This window comes from Chitinilyticum piscinae, from assembly GCF_015223195.1.
In the GTDB taxonomy this organism is placed as follows: Bacteria; Pseudomonadota; Gammaproteobacteria; order Burkholderiales; family Chitinibacteraceae; genus Chitinilyticum; species Chitinilyticum piscinae.
Window position 1 is genome coordinate 150,169 of record NZ_JADFUA010000005.1, and the last position, 13,289, is coordinate 163,457.

At 63.2% G+C, this 13,289-nt stretch carries 14 protein-coding genes; 6 read left to right on the top strand and 8 right to left on the bottom strand.

All coding sequences use genetic code 11. The features are described from left to right. On the top strand, positions 1–747 hold the full coding sequence (locus INR99_RS10170; protein WP_194116239.1) for a substrate-binding periplasmic protein: 747 nt from the start codon (positions 1–3) through the stop codon (positions 745–747). Positions 748–805: 58 nt separating this feature from the next. Here INR99_RS10170 and INR99_RS10175 read toward each other — a convergent pair whose 3' ends face one another. After that, the gene (locus INR99_RS10175) at positions 806–2,128 is read right to left on the bottom strand and encodes a hemolysin family protein (protein ID WP_194116240.1); all 1,323 of its coding nucleotides are present in this window, start codon (positions 2,126–2,128) and stop codon (positions 806–808) included. A gap of 129 nt (positions 2,129–2,257) precedes the next feature. Here INR99_RS10175 and INR99_RS10180 point away from each other — a divergent pair, with 129 nt between their 5' ends. The 3 genes from INR99_RS10180 to INR99_RS10190 all read left to right on the top strand — a co-directional run bounded on the left by INR99_RS10180 (position 2,258) and on the right by INR99_RS10190 (position 5,158). Then, entirely contained in the window at positions 2,258–3,388 is a 1,131-nt protein-coding gene (locus INR99_RS10180) for a cation diffusion facilitator family transporter (RefSeq protein ID WP_194116241.1), read from the top strand. Beyond that, positions 3,385–4,206 (top strand): pseudouridine synthase, encoded by an 822-nt coding sequence (locus tag INR99_RS10185; RefSeq protein WP_308431476.1) that lies wholly within the window; start codon positions 3,385–3,387, stop codon positions 4,204–4,206. The genes INR99_RS10180 and INR99_RS10185 overlap by 4 nt, the downstream gene beginning before the upstream one ends. An 85-nt stretch (positions 4,207–4,291) precedes the next feature. Beyond that, positions 4,292–5,158 (top strand): HDOD domain-containing protein, encoded by an 867-nt coding sequence (locus INR99_RS10190; RefSeq protein WP_194116242.1) that lies wholly within the window; start codon positions 4,292–4,294, stop codon positions 5,156–5,158. A gap of 67 nt (positions 5,159–5,225) precedes the next feature. On the opposite strand, the gene INR99_RS10195 is transcribed toward INR99_RS10190, so the two are convergent. From INR99_RS10195 to INR99_RS10205, 3 genes are all read right to left on the bottom strand, one after another. Continuing rightward, positions 5,226–6,512, bottom strand: coding sequence for a ferredoxin reductase family protein (locus tag INR99_RS10195; protein WP_194116243.1), 1,287 nt, complete (start codon positions 6,510–6,512; stop codon positions 5,226–5,228). Positions 6,513–6,603: 91 nt separating this feature from the next. Beyond that, positions 6,604–7,131, bottom strand: a complete 528-nt coding sequence (locus INR99_RS10200) for a GNAT family N-acetyltransferase (protein WP_194116244.1) — start codon at positions 7,129–7,131, stop codon at positions 6,604–6,606. 103 nt (positions 7,132–7,234) lie between these two features. Further along, on the bottom strand, positions 7,235–7,660 hold the full coding sequence (locus tag INR99_RS10205) for a hypothetical protein (RefSeq protein WP_194116245.1): 426 nt from the start codon (positions 7,658–7,660) through the stop codon (positions 7,235–7,237). Between the two features lie 204 nt (positions 7,661–7,864). Between INR99_RS10205 and INR99_RS10210 the strand changes: the two genes are divergently transcribed. Further along, positions 7,865–8,821, top strand: a complete 957-nt coding sequence (locus INR99_RS10210; RefSeq protein ID WP_194116246.1) for a DUF4349 domain-containing protein — start codon at positions 7,865–7,867, stop codon at positions 8,819–8,821. On the opposite strand, the gene INR99_RS10215 is transcribed toward INR99_RS10210, so the two are convergent. From INR99_RS10215 to INR99_RS10230, 4 genes are all read right to left on the bottom strand, one after another. After that, positions 8,822–9,481 carry a hypothetical protein gene (locus tag INR99_RS10215; RefSeq protein ID WP_194116247.1) on the bottom strand — a complete coding sequence of 220 codons (660 nt, stop codon included), beginning with the start codon at positions 9,479–9,481 and terminating at the stop codon, positions 8,822–8,824. 186 nt (positions 9,482–9,667) lie between these two features. Next, a complete protein-coding gene (locus INR99_RS10220; RefSeq protein WP_194116248.1) occupies positions 9,668–10,528 on the bottom strand; it encodes a CPBP family intramembrane glutamic endopeptidase in 861 nt (286 codons plus the stop codon). A 3-nt stretch (positions 10,529–10,531) separates the two neighbouring features. Then, entirely contained in the window at positions 10,532–10,879 is a 348-nt protein-coding gene (locus INR99_RS10225; protein WP_194116249.1) for a hypothetical protein, read from the bottom strand. Between the two features lie 72 nt (positions 10,880–10,951). Further along, positions 10,952–11,929 carry a YcjF family protein gene (locus INR99_RS10230; protein ID WP_194116250.1) on the bottom strand — a complete coding sequence of 326 codons (978 nt, stop codon included), beginning with the start codon at positions 11,927–11,929 and terminating at the stop codon, positions 10,952–10,954. Between the two features lie 193 nt (positions 11,930–12,122). Between INR99_RS10230 and INR99_RS10235 the strand changes: the two genes are divergently transcribed. Beyond that, the gene (locus tag INR99_RS10235; protein WP_194116251.1) at positions 12,123–13,268 is read left to right on the top strand and encodes a carbohydrate-binding protein; all 1,146 of its coding nucleotides are present in this window, start codon (positions 12,123–12,125) and stop codon (positions 13,266–13,268) included. The last annotated feature ends 21 nt before the right edge of the window (positions 13,269–13,289 follow it).

Genomic DNA, 13,289 nt, shown 5'->3' on the forward strand with positions numbered 1-13,289 from the left:
GTGCGCACGATTCTGCTGTCATTCTCTCTGCTGTACATGGCTCAGGCCCTCGCGGAACACCCCACCATCCGCCTGATGACACAGCAGCAAGCACCTTACAACATGGAGGATGAACGCGGCCGTCAGAGTGGTCTGGCACTGGATGCCGTGCGCTGCGCCATGCAGCGCATGGGACGGACAGTACAGTTCCAGTTTGTTCCCTGGGTCCGCGCACAGAATACGGTCAAGGCCGGTCAGGCAGACGGTTTCTTTCCCGCCTCGCAAAACAGCGAGCGCGACAGCTATGCCACCATCAGTGCAACCGTGGCGCCACAGCAGTGGCGCTGGTACCTGCTGAGCAGCAGCCAGGCAGATCCGCTGGATGCGGATTTCCGCAGCCACTACAAGGTCGGCGCCTATCTCGGATCGAACATGATGCAATGGCTCAAGCAAAGTGGGTACATGATCTACGCGGCCCCGTACAATCACGAACAGTTGCTGCGCATGCTGCTGGCCGGGCGTGTCGAAGCCGTACTGGCCAGTGATCTGGCCATGCAGGAAGCCATCCAGAAGTCAGGGGCCGAAAACCGCATCCGCTCGACACTGCAACAGGATAAACCGATGGGCCTGTATTTCAGCCATCAGTTCCTAGCGCATGAAAGCAGCGACTTCCTGCCCGCATTCAATCGCGAACTGGCCAGCTGCCGCAAGCCGTCCAGCGCAGCCGGGATAGCGCCTTCCGGCAATGCTGCCAGTAGGGGTGGCTAGGGGTATATGACAGAAAGGCTTTTATTTAAAAGCTTTCGTCTAAATACCCATATAGCTATTAGTGATGATGATGTCCCGGAACCTCATCCAGATCCTTGGGCATGATTCGCACCAGCAAGATGCGTGGACCACGCATCTTTTTGACCACCACATCGAAGTGCTCGAAGACGATCCGCTGCCCTTCTTCCGGCAGACTACCCAGCTTCCACTGGATCAAGCCACCGATGGTTTCCGCCTCCGGGTGATCGATGTCGCGGCCCAGAGCCCGGCTTAACGTAAACAGCGGCAGGCTGCCCTTGCCGATCAGCGTACCATCGTCCTGCTCCAGCCAGTCCTGCCGCGCCTGACGGAATTCGTCACGGATTTCTCCGACCACCGCACCCAGCAGATTATCCAGCGTCACAAAGCCCAGCGGCACTTCGTCGTCGTAACACACCACGGCGAAGTGCGGGGCACCGGCACGAAAACGGCGAAACAGATCAATCGCCGCAGCCTGCGGGGTGACCGTTTCGACAGGTCGGGCCAGCTCGGCGAGATCAATCCCATCCTTATCCTGCAGTTGGCGCATGAATACATCTTTGAGATGCACCACGCCCTGCACATGCCCCTCTTCATCCAGCAGCGGATAGCGGCTGTAGCGGTTCTGCGCAATCGTCTCCAGCTGGGTTGCCAGGGCATCCCCGGCATGCAGCGCGACTGCCTCGTGAAACGGCCGCATCAGATCGGACACCTTGAGCCGGCTGAAATCGATGGCCTGTGCCAGCACGTTCCAGTCCTCGCCTTCCTTGCCGCCCTTGTTGCGGCTGCCACGCAGGATCAGCTTCAATTCTTCGGGCGAATAATGGCTGTCATGCCCGGCTTCGGTATCGAGGCCCGCAAGCTTCAGCACGGAATTCGCACTGCGGTTCAACAGCCAGATTCCCGGGTACATCAGCCAGTAGAACAGCCACAGCGGCGTGGCTGTCCACAGGCCGACGGCCTCGGGTTTGCGGATCGCCATCGATTTGGGCGCCAGCTCGCCCACCACGATGTGCAAAAAGGAAATCACACTGAAAGCGAACACGAAGGAAATCGTATGTACCAGTTTCGGTTCGGTAATACCGAAGGTAACCAGCACTGGATGCAGCAGTTCGGCAAATGCCGGCTCGCCGATCCAGCCCAGGCCCAACGAAGCGAGCGTAATGCCGAGCTGGCAGGCCGAGAGGTAGGCATCAAGCTGACCATGCACATGCAACAGAATGCGCCCACGCAGGCCATGCAGTTTGGCAATGCTGCGCACACGGGTCTGGCGCAGTTTGACCAGGCCGAATTCAGCCGCGACAAAGAAACCGTTCAACGCCACCAGCAACAACGCGGCAACGATCAGCAGAAAATTATTCATGAACTCCGCAACAAGGGCCGGCAACAGGCCACCCTGAAACCGCATTGTAGCCGAAGCAGGAGTTTGCTTCAGATTCAGCTTGGCATAAGCCTGCGCTGCTAGAATGCAGTTTTTGCCCGTTCCCGCACCATGAGCGCGATGATCGAAACAGCCGGCAGTGCTTCTGCCACCGAACGCCAGAATGCCGCCCGCACCAGTACCCTGGTCAGCGTGGTCGTGAATGTGCTGCTCACGATTGTCCAGATCGTGGTCGGCATTCTGGCCAAATCACAGGCCCTGGTCGCCGATGGCGTTCACTCGCTTTCGGATCTGCTGGCCGACTTTGTCGTGCTGTTCGTCAACCATCACAGTCACAAGGATGCGGACGACGATCACCAGTACGGCCACGCCCGCTTCGAGAATGCCGCCTCTCTGGTGCTGGGTGTCCTGCTGCTGGTCGTCGGTGCCGGCATGCTCTGGACGGCAGCGGACAAGCTGCTGCATCCGGAACACATCGCCCGCGTGCATCCGGTTGCACTTTGGGTGGCACTGCTGGCACTCGCGGGCAAGGAAGGTCTCTTCCGCTATATGCTGGCCGTTGCCAAACGGGTGAGTTCCAGCATGCTGATCGCCAACGCCTGGCACGCCCGCTCGGATGCGGCGTCTTCGCTGGTTGTTGCCGTGGGCATCGTCGGCAACCTGCTCGGCTATCCGCTGCTTGACCCGCTGGCGGCGCTGATTGTCGGCATCATGGTCGGCAAGATGGGCTGGGAATTCTCCTGGGATGCCCTGCACGACCTGATGGATCGCGCCCTGCCTGCTGATGAGGTCACAGCCATTACCGCCACCCTGGCGGGCACCCCCGGGGTACTGGGCGTTCACGACCTGCGCACCCGCAAGATGGGCGATCTGGCCGTCATCGATGCCCATATCGAGGTTGATCCGCGCATCAGTGTCACCGAAGGCCATCTGATTGCGGTGCGTTGCCACGACCGTGTCATGGCAACGCATGCCGTGCTCAATATCACCGTCCACGTCGATCCGCGTGAAGAATGCGAATCGCACCTGCTACCGCTACCGCCCCGCGATGAGCTGGCCTGCGCGGTGGCCGCACAACTGGCACAGCAAGCACATCAATTGCACCTGCACTTTGTCGAAGGCGCGGTTGAACTCGACATTCTGCTGGCCGAGACCCCGGTTCGCCCCGTGGACACGGCCAGCCTGCGCGAACGCTTTCCTGCGCTCAGACAAATCCGGATTTTCGTGGAGCAGCGCGCGTGACACGCCCTCTCCGCCGTTCTCCGCCAGCACAGCACCGCGCTGCGGATAGAGCCAAGGCCACTCCGGGCAGGCAGCATGAGCAGATCGCCAGTATCGCCCGTGCCCTGTCACGCCTGGGCTACTGCTCGCGCAGTCAGGCCGAGGCGCTGGTACTGGCCGGCCGCGTCAGTGTCAATGGCCGGCGCGAAACCAATCTGAACCGCCGGGTCAGTCTGGCTCAGGATCAGCTGAGCGTCGACGGAACGGCGGTCAGCGCCCGGCAGCATGTCTACCTGATGCTCAACAAGCCGCGTGGTTATGTGACGACGGCGAGTGACGAACAGGGGCGCCAGACCGTCTACGACCTGCTGAACGACCCCGCGCTGCCATGGCTGGGGCCGGTGGGGCGGCTGGACATGGCCAGCGAAGGCCTGCTGCTTCTGAGCAATGACACCCGCTGGGCTGCCCGCCTGACGGACCCTGCCAGCCATCTGGACAAGCTCTATCACGTACAGATCGACTGTGTGGCCGACACGGAGCTACTGGCCCGGCTGGAATCCGGCATCGCAGCGCCCGAAGGACTGCTGCGCGCCAAGCATGCGGCACTGCTGCGTCAGGGCGAGAAAAACAGCTGGCTGGCCATCACCCTGGATGAGGGACGCAATCGTCACATCCGCCGCCTGCTGGAGGCTCATGGCATTGCCACATTGCGACTGGTGCGTGTAGCCATCGGCCCACTGCAGTTGGGACAGCTGGGCAAAGGAAGCTACCGCGCACTGAGCACTGCGGAACTTCAGCAGCTGGAACAGGCACTCGGCCGCCCGCCGGCCAGGAACTAGCGCGCTCACACGCACGGCTTTGCGTCACCGGCAGGCTGGTTTATGCTGGAAGCTCGAGTCTGATTGACAAAAAACTGACAAATCAATGACTGCCACATCCACACCCAACAAGACCATCGACCAGTTGCGCGACGACCGTCTCGCCATGCTGCAGGACATCGCCCGCGAGCTGGAGGGGGATCTGGTATTTCCGGTCTGTTTTGATGCCACCATCAAGATCAGCGGCATCATGAAAAGCCCGACGGCCTCGCTGCAACGGATTGCGCAGGAAATCCAGCACGATCCGCTGATCACCGCCAAGTTGCTGCAGCTGGCCAATAGCGTTGCCTACAACCCTTCGGGCAGCCCGGTACATGATGTGGCACAGGCCATCAATCGCATCGGGCTGGATACGGCGCGAGGCGTCGCGCTGGGCTGTGCCATGCAGCAATTGCGCAGCTCGGCCGAATTGGCCCAGTTCGAGGATTATTCGCGGACACTGTGGCTGCACAGCCTGCACACTGCCGCCATTGCCAAAGTGCTCGCCCGCAGCCTCACGCGAGTGAACCCCGAACTGGCCCAGCTGGCCGGGCTGGTACACGACCTGGGAGCCTTTTATCTGCTGGATCGGGCACGGAATTACCCGGAACTGCTGGAACGGCCGAAAACCCTGCAGTATCTGATTGCACAGTGGCATGAAAGCATCGGCACCATCGTGCTGGACAATCTGGCCCTGCCCGAAGCAGTCATTGATGCCGTGCGCGAAAACGACGTGCCGCGCCCGACAGTCGAGACATTGCGCACACTCAGCGACGTGGTGTATGTCGCCAATCTGTTTGCCGGTGGCATGGAAGAGGTCATGCTGCTGGATCTGCCCGAGCCGCATCAGGCACTCGAGCTGAATCTGCCCTGCTACCTCGAACTCAAGCCTGCGATGGAGCAGGCCTGCAAAGAGCTGGTTGGCTTGTGGTAAAAAGATACCCACCACCCCTCACAGCCAAACTGCTTTTTATGAATAGCCCTTAAAGGCATACCCCCATTTAGCGCAGACGGAATACTTCGCGATGCAGTGCCTGCGACAAGCCCTGCTCGCGCAGAAATGCCTCCAGCGCATCGCCCAGCCCCTGCGGCCCGCAGAACCAGACCTGCGCATCCTGCGGCAGCCTTGCCAGCAACCGTGGCGCATCGGCACGACCTGCCGCCTTGCTGTCGTGCAGGTGCAGATTGACTGAAGGCAGTCCGGTACAGAGTTGCTGCACGCGGTCCAGCTCCGGTGCGCTGGCCGCATCGCTCACGCAAAAATGCAAATCGGCCACCGGCGCACTGGCGGGGTGCGCCTGCCAGCTTTCCAGCCAGGCCAGAAAGGGAGTTATACCGATCCCTGCGGCGACCCAGCGCTGCGGCCTACCCGAAGCCGGCGGCGTAAAGCGGCCATATGGCCCTTCCAGCGTGAGCATCTGCCCCGGCTGCAGCAATGCGGGTAAGCGCGCCGTATAGTCTCCCAGAGCCTTGATGCAGAAGCGCAGGCTGCGATTTTCCCCTGGGGCACTGGCAATCGTGAACGGATGAGCGCCTTCCCAGCCCGGGAGACGCACAAAGGCAAACTGGCCGGCCTCATGGCGCCAATCCGGCGGTACACGGCACTCCAGCAGCAGCACATCACCGCGCTGCGTGACAGACAGCACTTCGGCCCGAGCCTGCCGGCGCCGCCCGATTCGCCCGGCGAGCGACAGCAGGGCACAGGCGCTGCCAAGCAGGGCCGCGCTTCCGATCAGCAGACCCAGCGGTTGCTGCCACCAGGCAGGTGGCGCCAGCACAACCGCATGCGCGGCCAGCACCAGAAAGATGACGGCAAGGATTTTATGCACGTAACGCCAGACGTGATACGGGAAACGTTGCCAGAGCGTAATCACCAGCATGCCGGCCAGCAGCCAGACCGACCACTCCCCCAGATCCTTCACGGGCCCGCGCAGCACATCCAGCCAGTAGTCAGGACGAGGCACTCGGGGCGGGCGCTCGACAAACAGGCGCAGCAGGCCTTTCGCCAGATCCAGTCCATAGTGCAGCAGGGCAAAACTGATGGCAGCGATCCCCGCCCATTTATGCACGCGGTACATCCGGTCCAGACCACCGAAGCGGCTTTCCAGCCATGCCGGCCGCACGGCCAGCAGCATGATGAACCCCATCAGCACAAACGACAGTGCACCACTCAGATTGATCAGCTGGCTGCGCCACCACCAGATATCCGCCACTGCCGGTGGCGCCTGCCACAGAGTGAGCAACCAGGTGCCGACCACCATTGCCAGCAGGCCATAGACGATTTTCATTGCGAGCCCTCCATGCCCGTCACGCATGCAGCCATGCTACGCCGGCCTGACTTAAACCGCGCTGAAGGAGATCCCGCAGAAAACGGTAATATTACAACTGTCCGGCTTCGCTCGGCCGCAGCAGGGTGTAATGGTAGAGATCAAAGCACCCCGATCGCGTGCGAAAGCCCTGCTCGCGCACGCCCGAGCGGCGAAACCCGGCCTGCTCGAGCAAATGCCAGCTGGCCGGATTGGCAGCAACCGCACCGGCATGCACGCAACAGGCACCATGCTCGACAAAGGCGGCTTGCAGCAGGCGCTGCAGCACGATCTTGCCGATGCCCCGCCCCCAGCTGGACCGGGCAAAATGATAGAAAACTTCGAATTCATCCGGGCCGGGCAAGCGCACCGCGCCGGCAAAACCGATCACCTCGCCAGCTTCGCGCACGACCCAGGGACCGATGCCGGTAAAGCCGGCCAGAATACCCTGAATCCGCGCTTCGCTATCAGCCAGCGTGCGCACCCCGCGAACATAGGTGAAGCGGGTTACCTCCCGGTCTGACCAGATCGGCAGCAAAGCCGCTGCATCGGCAAGCGTCAGCGCGGATAGCTGCAGGCAAGGGGCGGCAGGCTCTGGCACCATTTTTCCGGTCGGCACACACGATAAACGAGTATACCGCGCGGATAAGGCCTACCCGCACCGATCACGACAGATCTGATCCAGCGCAAGCCCGTCTGTGCCGTCAATCGTCGTCATGGTCACGACCATGCCAGCCATGCCGGTGACCATGGCGGTACCGGTCATCGTAGGCATAGCGATCATCGTCTCGCTGGACAGCATGTCGCCGGTAATAGGCCGGCACGTAGACAGTGCGATACCAGCTGTCGCGCACGAAATACACCGGCCGATCACAGGCCTCGTAGCGCCAGCAATGCTTGCCCCAGTGGCGCTCATGCCCGGGGGGCACCCGGACATACACCGGACGTGCTTCGTCCCGGGGCGGGCTGATGATGACCGGCTGCGGATAGATGATCTGGGGTTGCTGATCGCCCAGCACGATCCGGCCGTAAAAATCGGGCTTGCCGATATTGACTGACACGCCGCCAGCGGCAACGACGGCCGATGCGGTGCCGGCGAACAGGGCCAGCGAAATGATCCAGTGCTTCATGCTGTACTCCATTGCGCCATCAGGGCGCCTGTGGAAACAGCATATCGCCGCGAGGGTGAACCGCATCTGAACACCGGCGCCATCCCGTCCGCGCTTCTTGCGGCAGGCGGCCTACTGTGAGACGAAACACATCCGCACATTTGATTACAGCAACAGTAATGGCCAACCACCTAGGATTCAGCATTACTTGAAGGAAATCCAGCCATGCGCCCGTCCGTGCTCCTGATCACCCTAGCCGCTGCGCTCCTGCTTGCCTGCAGCAAGAAGGAAGAAGCCTATCCAGCCGGCGCGGCACCGGCCGCCGACTCCGTTGCGGAGCCAGCAGCCGAACAGGCCCCGACTGCACCAGCCGCCTCCTCGGTCGCCAGCGTGCTGCAATCCGGGCTCATCACCCAGAGCCAGGGCGAGCGCCAGTTCATCATCCGCTCCGAACTGCGCTTCGAAGTGCAGGATGTCTACCGCTCGACCCGCTTCATCGAAGACCTGAGCAGCGAGCATGGTGGCTTCATCGAACGCAGCACGATCGCCACCAGCCGCAGCGAAGTCACCCGGGTCGCGATGCCGCAGCAACAGGTGCAGGTGATCGAAGCGCTAACCCCCCGTGCCAGTCTGGTCGTGCGCATTCCCGCCGGCAGGACCCGTGATTTTCTGCGCGCACTGGCCAGCCAGATCACGGTACTGGATGAACGCAACTACAGCGCGCAGGATGCCTCGCTCGCCCTATTGCGGGCTCGGCTGGAGCAATTGCGCCAGCAGGCAGCCCGACAGGCCTTGACGGAAGTCAGCACCCAGCCGGGCAAGACCGCCGAACGGGTGGCCGCCATCCAGGCCCGCACCAGCGCGCAGGCGCAGCAGGATGAGGCGCTGCTGCAGGAAAAGCAGTTTGCCGATCAGGTGGCGTACAGCACGCTCACACTGGAATTCTCGCAACCGGCCCTGCTGGCACGGCATACCGCAGCCGATCTTGATGCGGCCATTGCCGAGGCTGGCCCAGGCTTTCTCAGCCGCTGTGCCGAAGCCCTGCATACGGGCTGGCGCGGACTGCAGGAGTTCGTGCTACTGCTGGTGATGATCTGGCCGCTGATTCTGGTGCTGCTCGGCGTGGTCGTGCTGACGCTCTGGCTGGCCCTGCGCAAGCGCAAGGCCCAGCCGGCGACCTGATCAGCGCGCGCGGCTGACCTGGCTGGCCGCGCTCGCGGTCAGCGGGCGCCGGCTGCCGACCGGCTCCAGCTGCAGCGGCACGCTCAACTGGGGCGGCTCGACGGGTGGCAGTTCGGCCTCGCCCCGCATGAACAACTTACCTTCCAGATCAAACATCGATACGGAAAGCCGGAGCTTGCTCTGCGGGTCCAGCGTATCGGGGAGGCGGAAGCTCAGCGCAAAGGGCATGCCGCTGTGATGCTGGAGCTTCTGTTCCTCCACCAGGACAGCGTTTTTCTCGCCCTTGCTGATGTCCTGCAGCCGCGCTTCGATCCGCGCGCCGGGGTAGGTATTGCGCCCGGCCCAGCCCAGCTCGGCACGCAGCATGATCGGGTTGCCCTGGCAGCTCACGTCGGGCTTGCCCGGCCGAACCAGCGTGGCGCTGGCGCCCTTGATCGTCCACTGCACGCCATCGGCCTGATAGCAGCGCTGTTCGCTGTCGGGAACCGGCGTGAGCGCCAGCTTGCCACCACCGGATTCGTGCAGCCAGAACTGGCCATCGGCCGGCTCGAACATCCGGCGGGTCTGATCCGAGCATTCGTAGATCCGCCCGCCGGCCAGCGCCGCCGGCAGGATCAGCGCGGCGAGTACGGGCAGCAGACAGTAATGAGCGTTACGCATGGTATTTCCTCCAGAATGGCCGGTTCTGTGACCGGATCGCACACAAATGGTTGCCTATCTTGCCTCAGGAAGGAAGCGGATGCTGCAGGCTGTTGCCGGATCGCGCCAGCCAGCCACAAACCCATTCAGGTATCAGCCCGTAACATCCGGCATCAAAAGCCATCCGGAATATACCCATTGCACATATCAAGCCAACTGCGGGTAGCTGAACAGCAGAAAATGCCCGGCATTCACGGCAAAATGCACCAGCACCGCCGCCGGCAGGCCACCCCGCTGCCAGGCCAGTCCGTAGCCCAGCCCGGCCAGGGTCGCCAGCAGCACCCACGCCACGCCACCCGGCGCATGCGCCAGCCCGAACAGCACGGCCGTGAACAGCAGCGCCAGCATCGGGCCATGCCGCCACCCCGACCAGCGCCGGGCCAGCCAGGCTTGCAGCCCGCCACGAAACAGCAGCTCCTCGACCACACAGACAATCAGCAGATTATTCGCCAGCCACAGCACCACCAGCGGCCAGGCCGGCCCGCGCCCGGGCGACCAGACCGGCTGCCAGGCGATCACACCGGCGAGCCAGGCCAGTGCCAGCACCAGCACCACCGTGGCGGGCAGCAGCACCAGTGCCCGTATCGCAGCGCGACTTGGCGGCGGCGGCGGATACCGCAGCAGCAGTGCCAGCCCCAGCAAGGGTTTGTCGAGATTCAGGTAAGCACTGCTTGGCAGCACGCCGGGGCCGAGCGTCTGAGCCTGCCATAAGGGCAGATTGCCAAAACCGGGAAATCGGTGTAGCACGAGCCCAGCCGCCACCAGCAACAGCACACCGATGCCGGCTCGCCGTGCCAGCACGCCCGTCGCCCGCAACAAGCCCCCCGCCAGCAGCAGCAAGCCCAGCGGCAACAGCACGACCGCCCCCAGCCGGCCGGCCAGTACCGCCAGCGCGTAGCCACACACCGCCGGCCACAACCATCGCCGTGCCGAGCCCCCCAGCAGAGCCATCCCCAAGGCCAGACCGATCAGCCCCCAGGGCAGCAAGGTATACAGATCCGGCAACATGGCTCAGCCGTCGTAACGCACGCCCGTCTGCGGATCATACAGCGGGCAGCCATAGCAAGCGGCCAGATCGATAAAGCGGTTCATCACCGAGCCGGACAGGCCATGACAATCCACGCGCAGCCATTGGGGCGAAGTCGTCAGCGTAAAGGCGCCCTGCGGCCCCTCCCAGCTGGATTCGCCGACACGCAGCCAGCCATCGGCAAAGTCAGCGGCAATGTCAGCCACCAGCGCGGCAATCGGCAGGCTCTGCAGCCCCCCCACGGGCAGGCCTTCGCACAGCTGCTCATACACCTGCTGATGATCGGCGCTGACGCCATCCGCGTATTTCCAGAAATTCAGGTCGTAACTCACCCACAGCCCCGCCGCAGTCACTCACACGGGCGGCAGTGTATAGCTTTCCGGCTACTGACGAACAGCTTCGTTTTACACCCCGTTTTTCACCAGCTGCATTACCGTACCGTAATCCAGTGTGCGGGCCTGCTGCTGGATCTGCGGCAGATACTGGCTCTGCAACTGCCTGGCCGGTGCCAGCAGCTGGCCGAAGGTGTCCTTCAGCACCGCCGTTTCCATCTTGCGGCCGCCGGCGTAATAGCGCTTGGCCAGCTGGCCCAGGGCGTAGGTAGTGGCAAAGGAAAACGCGATGCCCGTCGCCGCGCGGCCGGCCTTGCCGGCCGTCTTGCCGGCATATTTGCCCAGCAGCCCGCCCAGCAGCTTGCGGCCGAACTGCTCGACATACTGCGAGGTCAGCCCCACACCGGCGGCCGCCAGAAATTCGCGGATATGCCCCTGATCCAGCTCGATACCATAGGCCTTGCCCACGCCATGCACCAGCTTCAGCTGCAGCGGCACAATCGCCATCGTCGCCCACGATTGCGGCAACAACTCCAGCGCGCCGCACACAATGGCAAAGCGCAGCACCGAAGCATCCAGCGCCCGCTCGGTCTCCAGCGGCAGGGTCAGCAGCGCGGTCTGCTGCGCTGCAGGTGCAAGGGGCACCGCGACGGGTGACGCGGCCCCCACTGCCGGGATGTCATAACCGAACCAGGCATTGGCTTCGGCTTCGATGGCCGCCGCCGCGCCATCCAGCCCGAGCGCGGTTTTCAGCGCGGCCAGAAAGGCCGTCTCGGCCGCCGTCTGTCGGCCATCGGCATCCACAACGCACACGGCCATCTCGTAGGCCAGTTGCCGCGCCCCTTCATCCTGCAGCGCCGCCACTGCATCGGCCTGCGTATAGCGCTTGAGCAGCACGTCCTGATACAGCCGCGGCAGATCCACCCCCTGCCCGCCCAGCGATGCGGCAATGCCCTTGATCGCATCGCGTTCACGGCTGTCCTTGTCGCCGTCGCAGAAAGCGGCAAGCAGGGTAATGGCCAGAATGGCCTGCTGTTCACTCGCGGTCATCGTGGAATACTCCGGGTAAAACAGCTCGGACACCCGGCACCGCCGACGGTTCCACCAGATGTGGCGTGCCGTGTTTCCTGCATGCGACAACTGCATCAGGGATTGCTACTGCGGCTTGCCAGCCGAGCCAGTCATGCCAAGATCATCGTGTTGCCCACAGCAGGCAACATCACATAAAAAGGAAGATCGAGGAATGAAAACCACACTGAAGCACGGGCTGCTCGGCATCCCGGCCTTACTCGTTGCGCTCACCGCTCACGCCACCCCCGCCATGTGCACAGGCACCTACCCGCAACTGCCGACGCGTCCGGCTGGCAGCGAAGCCATGCCGATCATGGAGCCAGCGTTTACCCAGTTCCAGGGAGCCAGTACCCCTCGCCCAACCTACCCGGGCCTGGGCCAGCTGTTCTGGCCGGGCGAACCCAGCAACAGCGGCCAGCAATGGTGTATCGGGGTGATCTACAGTACGGCCGCCCAGCTGAATGCCCTGGATGATGCGCAGCTGCAGCGGGTAGCCGCTGGCGTCGCACCGGCCTGGGAAAGCAGCCGCACTTACAATGCCGGCGATCAGGTCAGCTATAACAGCCAGATTTACAAGGCCAAATGGTGGACACAGAACGAAGCCCCCGGCAACGCCTACGGTGCCTGGGAGCAACAGAGCAACGGCAGCACCGGCCCGCAAGCCTGGGACAGCACCCGCGTCTACAACACCGGTGACGAAGCCGTATTCCGCGCCAGCCTGTATCGCGCCAAATGGTGGACCCAGGGCAACCAGCCCGGCGAAGACTGGGGGCCATGGACCCTGCTTGGCGTTGCACCTGCCACCGCGCCCCGGCCGGCCGGCTACCAGCTGCAGCTCATCCCCGGCGACAGCGGCCTGCGGCTGAATTACCTGAGCAAGCCCTCCTTCGAGACCGTGAACTACACCGTCGATGCGCAGTGCAAGGTCAATGCACAAAGCAGCTGGAGCAATGACAATGGCAGCAACACGCCCCCGCAGAAACTGGAAGTCCTGCGCGACGGCCAGCTGATTGCCTCCATCAGCGGCAACCAGTTCCTGACCGGCCTGCCGCGCCCGATTCCGCCCAAGCCGCTGCTGGAAACCCTGCAGGCGCAGGTCCGCAACGACGATGGCAGCTGCCGGTATGCCGACGGGGCACTGCTGCTGAGCTGGAGTGGTGACACCGGCGCCAGCGTTTCTGCCTCCATCGTGCTGCCGGCGCAGAGCAACAGCAATTTCCTCAGTGCCCGCGCCTGCAACAGCGACAGCTGCCGCAGCACGCCACTGCTGTGGGAATCGGCCCTGGGCGGCGGCGGCAAGCGCGTACTCGGCTACTAAGTCAGCGTTGCACCCGCACCA

Coding starts and splice junctions, on each gene's coding strand:
- INR99_RS10175 (WP_194116240.1), bottom strand. CDS start 2,128: ATGAATAATTTTCTGCTGATCGTTGCCGCGTTGTTGCTGGTGGCGTTG.
- INR99_RS10190 (WP_194116242.1), top strand. CDS start 4,292: ATGACTGCCACATCCACACCCAACAAGACCATCGACCAGTTGCGCGAC.
- INR99_RS10210 (WP_194116246.1), top strand. CDS start 7,865: ATGCGCCCGTCCGTGCTCCTGATCACCCTAGCCGCTGCGCTCCTGCTT.
- INR99_RS10215 (WP_194116247.1), bottom strand. CDS start 9,481: ATGCGTAACGCTCATTACTGTCTGCTGCCCGTACTCGCCGCGCTGATC.
- INR99_RS10235 (WP_194116251.1), top strand. CDS start 12,123: ATGAAAACCACACTGAAGCACGGGCTGCTCGGCATCCCGGCCTTACTC.
- INR99_RS10205 (WP_194116245.1), bottom strand. CDS start 7,660: ATGAAGCACTGGATCATTTCGCTGGCCCTGTTCGCCGGCACCGCATCG.
- INR99_RS10220 (WP_194116248.1), bottom strand. CDS start 10,528: ATGTTGCCGGATCTGTATACCTTGCTGCCCTGGGGGCTGATCGGTCTG.
- INR99_RS10180 (WP_194116241.1), top strand. CDS start 2,258: ATGAGCGCGATGATCGAAACAGCCGGCAGTGCTTCTGCCACCGAACGC.
- INR99_RS10195 (WP_194116243.1), bottom strand. CDS start 6,512: ATGAAAATCGTCTATGGCCTGCTGGCAATGGTGGTCGGCACCTGGTTG.
- INR99_RS10230 (WP_194116250.1), bottom strand. CDS start 11,929: ATGACCGCGAGTGAACAGCAGGCCATTCTGGCCATTACCCTGCTTGCC.